Source organism: Streptomyces sp. NPDC001714 (genome assembly GCF_042892755.1).
In the GTDB taxonomy this organism is placed as follows: domain Bacteria; phylum Actinomycetota; class Actinomycetes; order Streptomycetales; family Streptomycetaceae; genus Streptomyces.
Genome location: NZ_JBIAUL010000001.1, coordinates 128,313 through 143,051, shown reverse-complemented (window position 1 = coordinate 143,051; position 14,739 = coordinate 128,313). Strand labels below are relative to the sequence as shown.

The 14,739-nt window shown below is 71.4% G+C and carries 14 protein-coding genes; 7 read left to right on the top strand and 7 right to left on the bottom strand.

What is annotated here, in order from left to right:
* Positions 1-4: 4 nt before the first annotated feature.
* Complete coding sequence (locus ACFY0P_RS00690; protein WP_388905761.1) at positions 5-247, bottom strand: hypothetical protein; 243 nt, start codon at positions 245-247, stop codon at positions 5-7.
* Between the two features lie 71 nt (positions 248-318).
* On the opposite strand from ACFY0P_RS00690, the gene ACFY0P_RS00685 reads away from it, so the two are divergent.
* Complete coding sequence (locus tag ACFY0P_RS00685; RefSeq protein WP_388905758.1) at positions 319-1,011, top strand: hypothetical protein; 693 nt, start codon at positions 319-321, stop codon at positions 1,009-1,011.
* Positions 1,012-1,078: 67 nt separating this feature from the next.
* On the opposite strand, the gene ACFY0P_RS00680 is transcribed toward ACFY0P_RS00685, so the two are convergent.
* The gene (locus tag ACFY0P_RS00680; RefSeq protein WP_093499785.1) at positions 1,079-1,381 is read right to left on the bottom strand and encodes a WXG100 family type VII secretion target; all 303 of its coding nucleotides are present in this window, start codon (positions 1,379-1,381) and stop codon (positions 1,079-1,081) included.
* Between the two features lie 241 nt (positions 1,382-1,622).
* Between ACFY0P_RS00680 and ACFY0P_RS00675 the strand changes: the two genes are divergently transcribed.
* Positions 1,623-6,197 (top strand): FtsK/SpoIIIE domain-containing protein, encoded by a 4,575-nt coding sequence (locus tag ACFY0P_RS00675; RefSeq protein WP_388905755.1) that lies wholly within the window; start codon positions 1,623-1,625, stop codon positions 6,195-6,197.
* Between the two features lie 37 nt (positions 6,198-6,234).
* Here ACFY0P_RS00675 and ACFY0P_RS00670 read toward each other — a convergent pair whose 3' ends face one another.
* Positions 6,235-7,887, bottom strand: coding sequence for a serine/threonine-protein kinase (locus ACFY0P_RS00670; RefSeq protein WP_388905752.1), 1,653 nt, complete (start codon positions 7,885-7,887; stop codon positions 6,235-6,237).
* A gap of 133 nt (positions 7,888-8,020) precedes the next feature.
* Positions 8,021-8,872: a menaquinone biosynthetic enzyme MqnA/MqnD family protein gene (locus tag ACFY0P_RS00665; RefSeq protein WP_388905749.1), complete on the bottom strand. Its 852-nt coding sequence runs from the start codon at positions 8,870-8,872 to the stop codon at positions 8,021-8,023.
* Between the two features lie 317 nt (positions 8,873-9,189).
* Here ACFY0P_RS00665 and ACFY0P_RS00660 point away from each other — a divergent pair, with 317 nt between their 5' ends.
* Positions 9,190-9,393: a cold-shock protein gene (locus tag ACFY0P_RS00660; protein WP_003992177.1), complete on the top strand. Its 204-nt coding sequence runs from the start codon at positions 9,190-9,192 to the stop codon at positions 9,391-9,393.
* A 95-nt stretch (positions 9,394-9,488) separates the two neighbouring features.
* On the opposite strand, the gene ACFY0P_RS00655 is transcribed toward ACFY0P_RS00660, so the two are convergent.
* Positions 9,489-10,061, bottom strand: coding sequence for a helix-turn-helix domain-containing protein (locus ACFY0P_RS00655; RefSeq protein ID WP_388905747.1), 573 nt, complete (start codon positions 10,059-10,061; stop codon positions 9,489-9,491).
* Between the two features lie 71 nt (positions 10,062-10,132).
* On the opposite strand from ACFY0P_RS00655, the gene ACFY0P_RS00650 reads away from it, so the two are divergent.
* The 3 genes from ACFY0P_RS00650 to ACFY0P_RS00640 all read left to right on the top strand — a co-directional run bounded on the left by ACFY0P_RS00650 (position 10,133) and on the right by ACFY0P_RS00640 (position 11,941).
* Complete coding sequence (locus ACFY0P_RS00650) at positions 10,133-10,840, top strand: AzlC family ABC transporter permease (RefSeq protein WP_388905745.1); 708 nt, start codon at positions 10,133-10,135, stop codon at positions 10,838-10,840.
* Positions 10,837-11,151, top strand: coding sequence for an AzlD domain-containing protein (locus ACFY0P_RS00645; RefSeq protein WP_388905742.1), 315 nt, complete (start codon positions 10,837-10,839; stop codon positions 11,149-11,151). Before ACFY0P_RS00650 ends, ACFY0P_RS00645 begins: the two co-directional genes overlap by 4 nt.
* A 151-nt stretch (positions 11,152-11,302) precedes the next feature.
* Positions 11,303-11,941: a class I SAM-dependent DNA methyltransferase gene (locus tag ACFY0P_RS00640; protein WP_388905740.1), complete on the top strand. Its 639-nt coding sequence runs from the start codon at positions 11,303-11,305 to the stop codon at positions 11,939-11,941.
* 78 nt (positions 11,942-12,019) lie between these two features.
* Here ACFY0P_RS00640 and ACFY0P_RS00635 read toward each other — a convergent pair whose 3' ends face one another.
* Entirely contained in the window at positions 12,020-12,937 is a 918-nt protein-coding gene (locus ACFY0P_RS00635) for an NAD(P)H-binding protein (RefSeq protein ID WP_388905738.1), read from the bottom strand.
* A gap of 94 nt (positions 12,938-13,031) precedes the next feature.
* Between ACFY0P_RS00635 and ACFY0P_RS00630 the strand changes: the two genes are divergently transcribed.
* Complete coding sequence (locus ACFY0P_RS00630; protein WP_388905736.1) at positions 13,032-13,757, top strand: TetR/AcrR family transcriptional regulator; 726 nt, start codon at positions 13,032-13,034, stop codon at positions 13,755-13,757.
* A 46-nt stretch (positions 13,758-13,803) separates the two neighbouring features.
* Here the strand turns inward: ACFY0P_RS00630 and ACFY0P_RS00625 are convergent, their stop codons facing one another.
* The gene (locus tag ACFY0P_RS00625) at positions 13,804-14,562 is read right to left on the bottom strand and encodes a hypothetical protein (protein WP_388905734.1); all 759 of its coding nucleotides are present in this window, start codon (positions 14,560-14,562) and stop codon (positions 13,804-13,806) included.
* Between the last annotated feature and the right edge of the window lie 177 nt (positions 14,563-14,739).

Below are 14,739 nucleotides of genomic sequence, written 5' to 3'. Positions count from 1 at the left end.
CCACTCACTCGGCAATGGCCTTCGCCAACTTGTGGTCGATCTCTTCGTACTTCTGGGCTGCAGTTCCAATGCAGTAGGCCAGCTTGTTGAGTTCCTTCGACCGTTTCTTGCGCGTCTTCTTCCAGGTGGCACTGAACTCGTCGAAAGCGTCCTTCAGGCCACCGTGCCCCAGTTCGCCCTCACAGCCATCCGCAGAGTTCCCGTGCTGATCGAACTCGTTGTGGAGCTTACCCAGGTCCGCGAGCACCCCTTGATCATGTCAAGGTCGTACCTGATTCTGTCGGCCATCGGCAAACGACTTGGAAGGTGGGACGGGTTTTGTCCACGAGCACCGACCGCACCATACGGGACCGACTCGGCGTCACACCGGACGCAGCAGCCTGGTGCACGATCGGCAAGATTCCCGAACCACCCACCGAGGTCCAGCGGGCAGCCGGATCGGGGCCGTTGCGCCCTGCCTCCATGCCACCGCTCGGCATGCTCGGTGTCGCTCTGGGGACCCCCCTGCTGTACATCGGGAAGTTGCTGGGTCTCATCGGCGCGGCCGAGGAGGCCGTCAAGCGCATGCTGTCGACCACGGGAGAACAAGAGCGCCACCGCGCCGCGCAGCTCGACAGGAAGCGGCGGGACGCGGCCGTCGTCGAACTCGGCCTGGACAAGACCTTCGACGGCGACTGGAACGGAGCCGCCGGCCGCTTCCTCCTGCAGTGGTACAGCCATTCCTCCCACCACCAACGCCTGGTCGCGCTTGCCGGGAACCGCATCCTGCTGGCCGCTCCGCCCCAGCGCGTGTCCATCCGCCGTGACGCCCTCACGCAGGTCGTCGCCGAGATTCCGGCCGGGGACGCCGTCCTCACGGACCCGCTCCCCGAGTTCGAGAACGACAGGCTGCTCCTGCGGTTCAAGGACGGCTCATGGCTCACGCTGACGACCGAGGAGTGGCGCAGCGAACTGCACACGTACCTGGCGCGCCAACAGCAGCCGGGCGAGGCCAGAGTCACCGAGGCCTGACAGCCGGGAGCGACGGAGCACAGCACATGCTCCGTCGCACCCAGTCGTTCGATGACCTCGGACTTTACTAGCCCTTGGCCTGCTTCGCCAGCGAGTCGTCCAGCTGCTCGTACGCTTCCTTGGCCTTCTTCAGGAAGTCGGACAGCCCGTGCAGGCCCTGGATCGTCTTCGTCGCGCCCTTCGTGAAGTCCTTCATGGAGTCGTCGTACGCTCCCGAGGCCTTCTGGGTGGTGAAGCCGTTCTCCACCAGGGCGGAGACGCGCTTCTCGACGTTCTTGATCTTGTCCTCAAGCTCGTGCATGTCCTTGATCAGGTCGCCCGCGACCTTCTCCATCTCGGCATATGTAAGATCCGTGTCTTTGCCGGCCATGACGGCTCCCTCCCGTTCGTGTGGCCTCAGGGCCTTCCCCCGTGGCACCGTTCGCGCGGATCCTTGGCCATGGCATGGCCGTCCGCACGAGCAAAGATCCTACGGGGGTGACGCGTGGGACCGCACGGTCCTTGTGCGGCGGAATCGTGAACCGTCCACATCCCGTTGCACCCGGGAAAGAGCGGACGGCTAAGGTCACTTCCACTGTGTTGGGTGCTCTCGGTGTGTTGGGGGACGGAACGTGCGCCTGAGTCTGACCGTCGTCGACCCGGTCGGCGGTGCCACCGCCGACGTGGTGCTCGACGCGGATCCCGAGTCGACCGTCGGTGACGTCGCAAGGGAGCTGGCCCGGCAGGTCGGTCTGGGGTATCCGGACCCCGGAGAGGGCGGCGCCCAGGTCATACCCATCGGCGCGGGCCGCCAACAGGCCGCCGCCGTCCACGTCTCCGGGCCGCTCGCCTACGTCGACGGGTACGCCCTCGACCCCGCCGCGACCGTCGTCGGCTCGCCGCTGCGTGACGGTGTCGTCGTCAGTCTCCACGATCCCGCCGGGTGTCTGCTCGGTGAGCCCACCGGCATCGTCGAGTTCCGGGTCGCCGGCGGTCCGGCCGCCGGCGCCGTGCACCGGCTCGGGGTCGGGCGGTACGACATCGGCAGCGGGCCCGCCTCCCATCTCCGCGTCGAGGACCCCGAGCTGCCCGCCCGCGCCGCCACCCTCACCATCGCCATCGACGGCACCTGCAAAGTGCAGACACACGTGGAAGAGGCCAGACTCGACGGGGAAGAACTCCACAGCGGCGACGACTGGCCCCTCAACTCCCAACTCGCCCTCGGCAACACCCTCCTCGAGATCGCCGGATACACCCCGCCCAACGCCGCCCTCAAGTGGTCCGACGACGGTGCCGGGCTCGACTACAACCGGCCCCCGCGGCTGCGCCCCGCCGAACGGCAGACGCACTTCTCGCTGCCCAACCCGCTCGGCGACTACGAGGCCCGGCCGCTGCCCTGGCTGATGGCGCTGCTGCCGCTCGTCGGTGCCGTCGTCTCCGTGATGATGTTCGGGCGCTGGTACTACCTGATCATGGCGCTGATGAGCCCCCTCATGCTCTTCGGCAACTACTTCATGGACAAGAAGCACGGCAGGAAGTCCCACGCCAAGCAGCTCAAGGAGTACAAGGAGCACAAGGCGCGGATCGAGGGGGAGGCGCAGGAGGCGCTGGTCGCGGAGCGGTCGGAGCGGCGGGCCGCGGTGCCGGATCCGGCCGCCGTGCTGACGTACGGCACCGGGCCGCGGACGCGGCTGTGGGAGCGGCGGCGCACCGACGCCGACCATCTGCTGATCCGGTTCGGCACCGGACGCGTGCCCTCCGAGGTCGAGCTCGACGACCCTGAGCAGGACGAGCACAAGCGCAAGGTCCGCTGGTACATCGAGGACGCCCCGGTCGGTCTTTCGCTGCGCGACCTCGGGGTGATCGGGGTCGCCGGGCCCGGGGATTCGGCGCATGCGCTGGGGCGTTGGGCCGTCGCCCAGACCGCCGTCCTGCACAGCCCCATGGACGTGCAGTTCTACGTCCTCACCGACCACGACGCCGGTGACCGGTGGGACTGGGTGCGCTGGCTGCCGCATGTCCGACCGGGCGGCGGGCAGGACGTGAACGTCCTCATCGGCACCGACTCCGAGACCGTCGGCGCCCGTGTCGGCGAGCTCACCCAGCTGCTCGACGGCCGGCAGAAGGCCCTGCAGAAGGGCGGGCGGAGCAAGACGGACGGCCCGGCGTTCTCGGATCCCGACATCGTGGTGGTGTGGGACGGGTCACGGCGGCTGCGGTCCATGCCCGGTGTCGTACGGCTGCTGAAGGAGGGGCCGGGCGTCGCCATCCGGTCCATCTGCCTCGACGAGGAGGAGCGGTTCCTGCCCGGGGAGTGCCAGGGGGTCGTGGTCGCCGAGCCGCGAGCCGGTAAGGAAACCGTTCAAGCGGCGCCCGTGGCGCAGCAGGCCGTCGGCGGGTTCCCGTCCTTCCAGGCCTGGCATCCGCAGAGTGGCGGCGGCGAGGAACAGGCGCCGCAGGACCTGGAGTTGCGGCTGCGCGTCGAGCAGAGCGGGGCGCTGCGCAAGCGGAACGTGCGGCCCGACTTCGTCTCCGCCGCCTGGTGCGCGCGGCTCGCCCGCTCGCTCTCCCCGCTCCGCGACATCAGCGGCGAGAGCGAGGACTCCGCCCTGCCCGCCGCCAGCCGGCTGCTCGACGTGCTCCAGCTGGAGCCGCCCACGCGGGACGCGATCGCCGCGCGCTGGCGGATGGGCGGGCAGTCGACGATGGCCGTCATCGGGGAGTCGTACGACGGGCCGTTCGGCATCGACCTGCGGCGCGACGGGCCGCACGGGCTCATCGCCGGTACCACCGGTTCCGGCAAGTCCGAGCTGCTGCAGACCATCGTGGCCGCGCTGGCCGTCGCCAACACCCCCGAGAACATGACCTTCGTGCTCGTCGACTACAAGGGTGGCTCGGCGTTCAAGGACTGCGTGAAGCTGCCGCACACCGTCGGCATGGTCACCGACCTCGACGCCCACCTCGTGGAGCGGGCCCTGGAGTCGCTGGGGGCGGAGCTGAAGCGGCGCGAGCACATCCTCGCCGCCGCCGACGCCAAGGACATCGAGGACTACCAGGACCTCGTCCGAAGGGACCCCTCCCGCTCCCCCGTCCCCCGACTGCTCATCGTCATCGACGAGTTCGCGTCCATGGTGCGTGATCTGCCCGACTTCGTCACGGGACTTGTGAACATCGCCCAGCGAGGGCGGTCGCTCGGGATCCACCTGCTGCTCGCCACCCAGCGGCCCTCCGGTGTCGTGTCGCCCGAGATCCGCGCCAACACCAACCTCCGGATCGCGCTGCGCGTGACCGACGCCGGCGAGTCGACCGACGTCATCGACGCGCCCGACGCCGGGCACATCGCGAAGAGCACGCCGGGACGGGCGTACGTCCGCCTCGGGCACGCCTCGCTGGTCCCCTTCCAGTCGGGACGGGTCGGCGGACGGCGGCCGGGGGCCGCGGACCCGGCCACGCTCGCGCCCTGGGCCGGGGCGCTGTCCTGGCAGGACCTCGGGCGGGCCGCGCTGCGCAAGCCGAAGTCCGAGGCGAAGGAGGACGACGAGATCACCGACCTGAAGGTGCTCGTCGACGCCGTGCGCGAGGCCAACACCGCTCTGCGGATCCCGGCCCAGCACTCGCCGTGGCTGCCCGCCCTCGACGACATGCTGCTGCTCGACGACGTGCCGGCCGTGCAGGCGCAGGGCGCGCTGCCCGCCGCCCCGTACGGCGTCGAGGACCTGCCCGCCGACCAGGCGCGCCGTGCGGTCGCCGTCGACTTCGCGACCTTCGGGCACCTCATCATCGCCGGTGCCCCGCGCACCGGACGCTCGCAGGTGCTGCGCACCATCGCCGGTTCGCTGGCCCGCACCAACTCCTGTGCCGACGTGCACCTGTACGGCATCGACTGCGGCAACGGCGCGCTGAACGCGCTGACCCGGCTGCCGCACTGCGGTGCCGTCGTCGGCCGCAACCAGACCGAGCGGGTGGAACGGCTCATGGCCCGCCTCTCCGGCGAGCTGAGTCGCCGTCAGGAGCTGCTCGCGGACCGGGGGTTCGCGGACATCGGGGAGCAGCGGGCCGCCGTACCGGAGGCGGAGCGGCTGCCGCACATCGTGCTGCTGCTGGACCGCTGGGAGGGCTGGCTGCCCACCCTCGGCGAGCTCAACCACGGTGACCTCACCGACCAGATCATGGTGATGATGCGGGAGGGCGCGAGCGTCGGCATCCATCTCGTCCTCACCGGTGACCGGCAGATCCTGGCCGGCCGGATCTCCTCCCTCACCGAGGACAAGTACGGTCTGCGGCTCGCCGACCGCGCCGACTTCTCGATGCTGGACATCAACTCCCGCAAGGTTCCGGAGGAGATCCCGCCCGGCCGCGCCTTCCGCAGCGAGACGGCCGCCGAGACGCAGTTCGCGCTGCTCTCCGCGGACACCACCGGTCAGGGCCAGAACGCGGCGATCGTCGCGATCGGCGAGGCGGCCGAGGCCCGCGACGCCCAGGTGGAGCGCTCCCGGCGGCCGTTCCGGGTGGACGTGCTGCCCAGCCGGATCTCCTTCGAGGACGCCTGGGCGATGCGCACCCCGGCCGCGGCGGCCTCCCCGCTGTGGGCCCTGGTCGGTGTCGGCGGCGACGAACTCACCGCCTTCGGCCCGGACCTGGCCCAGGGCGTTCCCGCGTTCGTGATCGGCGGGCCCGCCAAGTCGGGCCGCTCCACGACCCTGTTGGGCTTCGCCCGCTCGTACCTCGCGAACGGCGTACGGATCGTCGTGGCCGCGCCCCGCCAGTCGCCGCTGCGTGAACTGGAGGGCCGGGAAGGCGTGTTGAAGGTCTTCACCGGACGGGACGTGGACGAGGACGAGCTGACGGAGGTACTCGCGTCGGCGTCCCCGGCCGAGCCGATCGTCGTGCTGGTCGACGACGCCGAGGTGCTGGACGACTGCGACGCCGAGGACGTCTTCAAGCGGATCGTGGAGCGCGGCACCGAGGAGGGGCTCGCCGTCGTCATCGCCGGTGACGAGGACGAGATCTGCGACGGCTTCTCCGGCTGGCAGGTCGACGCCAAGAAGGCCCGCCGGGGCATCCTGCTCTCCCCGCAGGAGTCCGGTTCCGGCGAGCTGATCGGCATCCGGACCACCCGGGCCATGGTGGGCGGCCCGATCCAGCCCGGCAAGGGCATGCTGCACCTGGGCAGCGGGGAGCACGTCACGGTGACGACCCCGCAGTAGCCGTGAGCGGTCGAACGGCGGGGGTCCCCGAGTTCCTTCAGTCCCCCGCCTTCGACATCACCGCCACCGGGTTCCCCTCCGCGGAGCTGTCCGACGTGTAGACCAGGTCGCCGTGGCTCGGGGTCAGGTAGACGGTGTTCGTGCCGGGGTCGCAGCCGTCGTGGTTGCCCTCGGCGCCGGTCGAGGAGGCGACGAGCCTGGCCGCCGTCACCGACTTCAGGGTCAGGATGTCGGTGCAGACCCCGCCCAGCTGGTCGGTCTGCCGCAGGCGGCCCAGCTCCTCGCCGACCGCCGCCTGTTCGACGGTGACCCGGAAGGTGCCGATGGGCAGGTTGCCGGACAGGGCGGTGGCCGAGCCCTGCCAGGTGCCGAGGTAGGCGGCCGGGATCCTTCCGCCGCCGGAGGGGGACGACGCGGACGTCGAGGGCGGCTTGGCGGCGGCACCCGTGCCGCTGCTCGCGTCATCTCCGTCGGTCCCGAGGAACGGCTTCACCAGGAATCCCACCCCGACGGTGGCCACCGCCAGCGCGCCGGCCACCGCGAGCGCGACCGTACAGCTCACCCGGCGGCCACGCCCGCCCTCCCCGGGTACGGCGGTCGCGGCGACGCTCACGGACACCTTGCCGGGCTTCCCGGGCGTCCCCTGCGACGTGGGCGCGGCATCCCGCGGCTCCGGTACGACGGCGGGTACGACCGCGGGCGGCACCGTCGGCGGCGGCCCGAACTCCCCGGCCACGAACGGGGTGCTGAACTCCACCGGCCCGGACGCCGGTGCCGCGGCCGGCACGGCCTCCGCCGCCTCCAGGTTCAGCACCTCCACGGCACTCCGGCTCACCCGCTCCACCAGCGCCCCCGGCAGCCATCCGCCCGCCACCAGCTGTGCGGCCCCCTCCGGAGCCAGCCGCCGGGCCACCTCCGCCGGGGCCGGCCGCCGCCCCGGCTCCTTCGCGAGGCAGGCCTCGGCCACCTCCCGCAGCTCACCGCCGAGCGAGCCGAGTTCGGGCTCCTCGTGGACGACCCTGTAGAGCAGAGCGGCCGAGGAGTCCCCGGGGAAGGGCGGTGCCCCGTTCGCCGCGTACGCCAGCACCGCGCCGAGGGAGAAGACGTCCGCGGCGCCCGTGGCGCCCTTGCCGAGGATCTGCTCCGGGGACATGTATCCGGGCGAGCCGATCGACACCCCCGACGACGTCAGGGACGCCGTGCCGTCCGTGGCGCGGGCGATGCCGAAGTCGATGAGGAGCGGCCCGTCGAGGGTCAGGAGCACGTTCGACGGCTTCACGTCCCGGTGCACGAGGCCCAGTTCGTGCACCGCGGTCAGCGCTTCGGCGAGCCCTGCGCCCAGCGCCCGTACCGTGTGCGCGGGCAGCGGGCCGCCGTCGGTCACGGCAGCCGTCAGGGAGGGACCGGCCGCGTAGGCCGTGGCGACCCAGGGCACGGGCGCGTCCGGGTCGGCGTCCAGGACGGAGGCCGTCCAGGCGCCGCCGACCCGCCGCGCGGCCTGCACCTCGCGGCGGAAGCGGGCGCGGAACTCCTCGTCCAGCGCGAAGTGCGGGTGCACGATCTTGACGGCGACGGAGCGGCCGCCGGCCGAACGGCCCAGGTAGACGCGGCCCATGCCGCCGGAGCCGAGCCGGCCGAGCAGCCGGTACGGCCCGACGGCCGTGGGTTCGTCGCCCGCGAGCGGCTGCATGCGCCCTCACCCCCAGAGAGTTCGACAGCAGCCTATTGGCTCCGCGGGTTGGGCGGTTCCTTTGCCGCGGGCCGGTGGGGGTTGATCGCGCAGTTCCTCCCCCGGCCTTCGGCCGGGGGTACCCCCGGCGCCCCTACGGGGCGCTCAGCAGATCGACCCTCACGTCCGCCGCGAACCCGGTCGTCGGGCCCACCCGGCGGGCGAACTCCGCCACCGCCGCCAGCTGTGCCGTGCCGAAGCTGAAGTCGAGGGTGGTGAAGTACTGGGCGAGGGTCGCCTCGTCGAAGGCCTCCCAGCGGGCGGCCTGTTCGGCGACCTTGGCGACCTCCTCCAGGGAGAGGTTGCGGGATTCGAGGAAGGCGCCGTGCACCTCACGGGTGATGTGCGGTTCGCGCTCCAGGTAGTCACGGCGCGCCGCCCACACCGCGAAGACGAACGGCAGGCCCGTCCACTCCTTCCACAGCGCGCCGAGGTCGTGGACCTGGAGGCCGTAGCGCGGGCCGTCCAGCAGGTTGGCGCGCAGGGCGGCGTCGCCGATCAGCACCGCCGCGTCCGCCTCCTGCATCATCAGGCTGAGGTCGGGCGGGCAGGTGTAGTAGTCGGGCTGGACGCCGTAACGGTCGGCGAGCAGCAGCTGGGCGAGGCGGACCGAGGTGCGCGAGGTGGAGCCGAGGGCGACCCGGCGGCCGTCCAGTCGGTCCAGCGGCACCTGCGAGACGATCACGCAGGACATCACCGGGCCGTCGCAGCCGACGGCGATGTCCGGGAAGGCGACCAGGTCGTCGGCGTTGCGCAGGAACTCGACGAGGGTGATGGGCCCGATGTCGAGGTCGCCGCGCACCAGCTGCTCGCTGAGCTTCTCAGGGGTGTCCTTGGTCAGCTCGAAGTCGAGGAGGGTGCCGGTTCTCGCGAGCCCCCAGTAGAGGGGCAGGCAGTTCAGGAACTGGATGTGGCCGACGCGCGGCCGGGTGCGAGAATTGTCCACATCGCGAGACTAGACCCCATGGGGTACGGTGCTGGGACCGCCCCCACCCCTGGTGTCCCGGCCATCCCCACGGTCAACCCACTCCCGGGGGCATTCAAACGTCCGGGTGACGTGATCTTGGCCTCTGTTGCTTTCGGCTGCCTACATGCTAGGCTCGCCGCAAGTTGCAGTTTGGTTTCCCTTGCAGTACAGAGCCTGCGGAGCATGTAACCGCGGGCTCTCGTAGTTTTCAGACATATGCAGTTGTGCGGCACTTAGTTTGTTTTCACACTTGCAGGTTCTGGAGCAGGGCGACCCTTTGGGCCCAAGGAGGGCTTATGGCTACCGGAACCGTGAAGTGGTTCAACGCCGAAAAGGGCTTTGGTTTCATCGCCCAGGAAGGCGGCGGCCCCGACGTCTTCGTCCACTACTCCGCGATCAACGCCAGCGGGTTCCGCTCCCTGGAGGAGAACCAGCAGGTGAGCTTCGACGTCACGCAGGGCCCGAAGGGTCCGCAGGCGGAGAACGTCACCCCCGTCTGATCCCAGACAAACCAAGTCTGATCGCAGACTGAGTGCAGTACCCAAGGAGCCCCGCGCCGACAGGCGACGGGGCTCCTGCCTTTTCCGGACCCCGCTTACACGTGCTGCATCACCAGCACGAACGTGGTGCCGGGCACCAGCGCCTCGTACACATGCGGAACATCGCCGCGATAGGTCAGATAATCCCCGGGGTTCAATTCGACGGCTTCTCCGCGTGGCCCCGCCTTAACCTGCCCGCCGCATAGGACGAGATGCTCGACGGTTCCCGGAATGTGCGGTTCGGACTCCCGCGCCACGCCCGGCTCCATCCGCAGGTGGTAGATGTCGCGACGGACGCCGGGCGGGCAGGAGGACAGCAGGGTGGCGGCGAAGTCGGCCCGCTCCGACGTAACCGTGGGCCCCTCCCCCGCCCGGATCACCTGAACGCCGGACACCGGCGGCTCGACCAGCGCGCTGAACGGCACGCCCAGCGCCACCCCCAGCGACCACAGCGTCTCCACGCTCGGGTTCCCGCCGCCCGCCTCCAGCTGGGACAGCGTCGACTTCGCGACACCGGCCCGTTTGGCCAGCTCGGACAGGGAGAGCCCGGCCCGGGCCCGCTCACGCTTCAGCGACCCGGCGATCCACTCCATGGGAAGCCGGTCCGGCCGGCTGGTTGCCTCGGACATCTCGTTCGTTCGCTCCATCGGTACGACCGTTCGCCTTGACGAACACACTCTACTCGTTCACTGTAAAGAACATGCGTTCGCCAAACCGAACAACCCGAATCGCTCGACGAGCGACCCGGCCGCGGAGGACGGCCTCCCTGGTCCGGGACAGTTCACTCGTCTGGCTGGCCGGCGGGATCGTCGGCGTCTCCTTCGGCGCGGTCAGCGTCGCCGGCGGCCTGCCCGTGTGGGTCCCGGTCCTGATGTCCCTCGTCGTCTACGCGGGCTCGGCCCAGTTCAGCGCCGTCGGCGTGCTGCTCGCCGGCGGCGGCCCGCTGGCGGCCGCGGCCACCGGCCTGCTCCTCAACACCCGGGCGGCGGCCTTCAGCCTCGCCGTCGCCGGCCTGCTCGGCCCCGGCCGGGCCACCCGCCTGCTCGGCGCCCACCTGGTCACCGACGAGACGGTCGCCTTCGCGCTGGCCCAGCCGGACCCGGCCCGCCGCCGCGCCGCGTTCTGGGTCTCGGGCCTCGGCCTGTTCGCCGCCTGGAACGTGGGGGTGCTCGCCGGCGCCCTCGCGGGCAGCGCCCTCGGCGACACCGACCGCTACGGCCTGGACGCGGCGTTCCCGGCGGTGCTGGCCGCCCTGGTCCTGCCCGCCCTCCGCGCGGACCCGGGCGTACGCCGCGCCGCCCTGCTCGGCGCGGCGATCGCCCTCGCGGTGACCCCCGCCGTCCCCGCCGGGATCCCGGTCCTCCTCGCCCTTCTGGGCCTGTTCACACGTCCGGGGGTACGACGATGAACGCGACCGTGGTCATGATCCTGGCCCTCTCCCTCGGCACGTACGCCTTCCGCCTGGTGGGCCCGGCGCTGCACGGCCGGGTGGAGATCCCGGCGCGGGTCCAGGAGCTGGCGTCGGCGGGGGCGGTGGTGCTCCTGGTGGCCCTGCTGGCCACCGGCGCGCTGACCGAGGACGGCGGCTTCGCGGGCTTCGCCCGCCCGGCCGGGGTGCTGGCGGCGGGCGTACTGGCCTGGTTCAGGGCGCCGTTCGTGGTCGTGGTCCTGGGGGCCGCGGCGGTGACGGCGCTGCTGCGGGTGGCCGGAGTCGGCTGAGCGCTCCGCCGGAAGGGCCGTGAGGCGTCGCCGCTCGACCGCGGCGCCCTTGCGGCTGGTCGCGCGGTTCCTGCGCCGGCCTTCGGCCGGGGATACCCCCAGCGCCCGGTCGGGACGCTGATGTCAGTGCCGCCCGCTAGGGTCCGCGGCCATGACCGCCGAATTCCTCACCGCCACACGTACGTTCTACGACGCGATCGCCGAAGACTACGCCGACCACTTCCGCGAAGACGTCGCCAACCGACCCCTGGACCGCGCTCTGTTGGCCGCCTACGCCGAACTCGTCGGCCCAGGCGGCACGGTGGCCGACCTCGGCTGCGGACCCGGCCGCGTCACGGGCCGGCTGGCCGGGCTCGGCCTCCGCGTCTTCGGCCTCGACCTCTCCACCTCGATGCTCGCCGTCGCCCGCCGCGAGAACCCCGGCCTCCGCTTCGTCCAGGGCTCGATGCTGGAACTGGCCGTGGCGGACGCCGCCTTGGACGGGGTGGTGTGCTGGTACTCGTCCATCCACACCCCGGACGACCATCTGCCGTCGCTGTTCGCGGAGTTCATGAGGGTACTGAGGCCGGGAGGCCATCTGCTCCTCGCCTTCCAGGTGGGGGACGCGACACGCCGGTTCGAGGACCCGTGGGGGCATCCGGTGGCACTGGACTTCCAGCGGCGGCGGCCGGAGGAGATGACGCGGCTGCTGACCGAGGCCGGCTTCCGGCTCCACTCCCGCACGGTGCGGGAAGCGGACGCGGGACTGGGGGAGACGAGTCCGCAGGCGTATCTGATCGCCACCGCCTGATCAACTGCCGCCTCCGGAAGGGAAGAGCCGCCGCCAGAAGAGAAGTCCTCTCATTCTCTTCGCCGACACCGAGGCCGGTCACGGCCGCGCCGGCTGGGACCGGTCGGCTCCCGGGACGGCTCGGACGGATCCGCCCCGCCGGGCGAGGTGCTCACGCAACAGCGTGCGCAGGGAGGTGGGTTCGCGGCCGATCAGCTTCGCCAGGGTGGGGTCGGGGGTCGCGAACTCGCCCTCGCGGGCGGCGGTGAAGATGGTCAGGAGTTGGCCGGCCGTCTCGGCGGGGACGCCGCCGTCCACCAGGTGCGCGCGGAACGTGTCGTCGGGCGCGGTGGTCCTGGTGCACGGGCGGCCCGTGAGTTCGGTCGCGAGCGAGGCGAGGTCGGCGAAGGTGAGCGCCTCGGAGCCCGTCAGTGAGGGCGTCGGCCCCTCGAAGCGGCCCTCGTCCGCCAGGATCACCGCCGCCGCCTCCGCCAGGTCGGCGTGTGCCGTCCAGCAGACCGGGCCGTCGGCGGGCAGGGCCACCTCCCCGGATGCCAGGCCCGGGGCGAGGAAGTCGAGGCCGCTGGCCGCGTGGAAGCCGTTGCGGAGGGAGGTCCAGGGGACGCCCGAGGCGGCGAGGGCCTCCTCCGTGGCCGCGTGGTCGCGGCAGGCCTGGAAGCGGGAGGTGGGGCTCGCGCCCATCTGCGCGGTGTAGACGACGCGGCGGGCGCCGGCCGCGACGGCCGCGTCGATGGCGGTGCGGTGCTGCCGTACGGTCTCCTCGCCCATCCGGTCGACGGAGACGATCAGGATCTGGGACGCGCCCTCGAAGGCGTGCGCCAGACCGGCCGGATCGGTGAAGCTGCCCTGCCGTACCCGCACACCCCGGTCCGCGAGAGCCTGCGCCTTCCTCGGCTCGCGGACGCTGACGCCGACCCGGTCCGCGGGTACGCGGGCGAGCAGCCGCTCCACGATCTGGCTGCCGAGCTGCCCGGTGGCTCCGGTCACGATGATCACGATGCCCTCCAACGACGACGTTGCTATCAATGGAAACGCTTAGACGATAACACTGATACTAACGTTGGAAGCAAGTGCGCGATATCGTTGATACATGCCCTCGGGATCACGTGACACGACCGCCGCCGCCACCGGCTCCGCACCCGACACCCGGCAGCGCGTCATCGACGCCGCCATCGGGCTGCTGGAGCGTGAGGGGCGGGACGCCGTCACCACCCGCGCGGTCGCCGTCGCCGCGGGGCTCCAGCCCCCGGCCATCTACCGGCTGTTCGGCGACAAGGAGGGGCTGCTGGAGGCGGTGGCCGAGCACGGCTTCGCCACGTTCCTCGCGAGCAAGCGCGTCGTCCCGGACCCCGAGGACCCGATCCAGGACCTGCGGGACAGCTGGGACCTGGCGGTCCGGTTCGGCCTGGAGAACCCCGCGCTGTACTCGCTCATGTACGGCGACGTCGCGCGCAGCGACTCGCCCGCCTTCCGGACGGGGCTGGAGATCCTCAAGGGCCGGGTCCGGCGGCTGGCCGTCGGCGGCCGGCTGCGCGTCGGCGAGGCCCTCGCGGCCAACGTCATCCACGCGACGGCCCGCGGTGCCGTCCTCACCTGGCTGTCCATGCCGGAGGCCGACCGCGACCCGGCCCTGCTGACGACCCTCCGCGAGGCGATGGTCACGGCCGTCACCACCGAGAAGCCCGCCGTACGCGCCACCGGCCCCGCCGGCGCCGCCCGCGCCCTGCGCGCCTCCCTCCCCGACCAGACCACCCTCAGCCGAGCCGAACAGCACCTCATGAGCGAGTGGCTGGATCGCCTGGCCACCGACTCCTGAGACACCGCCGCGCGTCCCACGCCCCGGCGTCACGTTCCCGGACGTGTCACCCCGCACCGGCCGGGAGCAGCCTGGAGTCGAGACCTCGCACGGTTCTCAGTTCGATCCGCTGGGGTGTTCCGCCTGCTATCTCGACCGAGAAGGTCGCTTCGAAGGCCTGGTCCGCCGCCACGAGAGGGTGCCCCAACAGGTCCGGCAGGGCCAGCAGTTGGGCCGCCGCGCTGGTGCCGAAGCCGAAGCTGCCGGCGAGGATGACGACGCGTCGTGCCGGATTGAACGGATTGACCGCCCGGATCACGATGCCCTGGTCGACGAGGAGTTGGTCCCTGCCGTCGACGGCACACCGCATGACCTCACCCGTCGAGGCGTCGTAGATGTTCGCGTCGTGCACGTCGACCGAACCGAAGCGGAAGGTGAGCGGGAGTCGTTGCATGACCTCGGCGGTCACCTGGTTGGAGTGCGGGCCGCCGACCAGTATGAGGTTGCCGCGCCGTTCCATCCCGGTCAGTTGGTGACTGGAGGTCAGCGGCAGCGACTCCACGCTCGCCCGCTGGAGCTGCTGGCGCAGTTCGTTCAACGCCATCACGTCCCCGACTCCCACGAGGCCGGACCGTTCCCAGATGTAGTGCTCCTCCTGGATGAAGATCGACGTGACGACCTTGAGGTCGTCGGTGACGAACGGCTTCCAGAAGGCCCGGACACTGCGGAACCGCCACAGGGCGCGCAGCCGGTCGTAGAACCTGCCGAAGACGAAGGCCAGTGCCGCGGCGACCAGGTTCACGACGATGTCGTGGACACTTCTCATCCAGGGGTGCTCCGATCCGGGAGAAGCCTGCACCATCCGTTCTCCCCAGATGCTGCCCCGGAGTGTTCGGTTCTGTACTGGATACGACAGACCAACTCTCCCGCCCGGACACGCCGGCCCCGGCCCCGGTCCGTACGACATCGCCGCGCCCGCCACTCGAAGCGGCGGGCGCGGCGA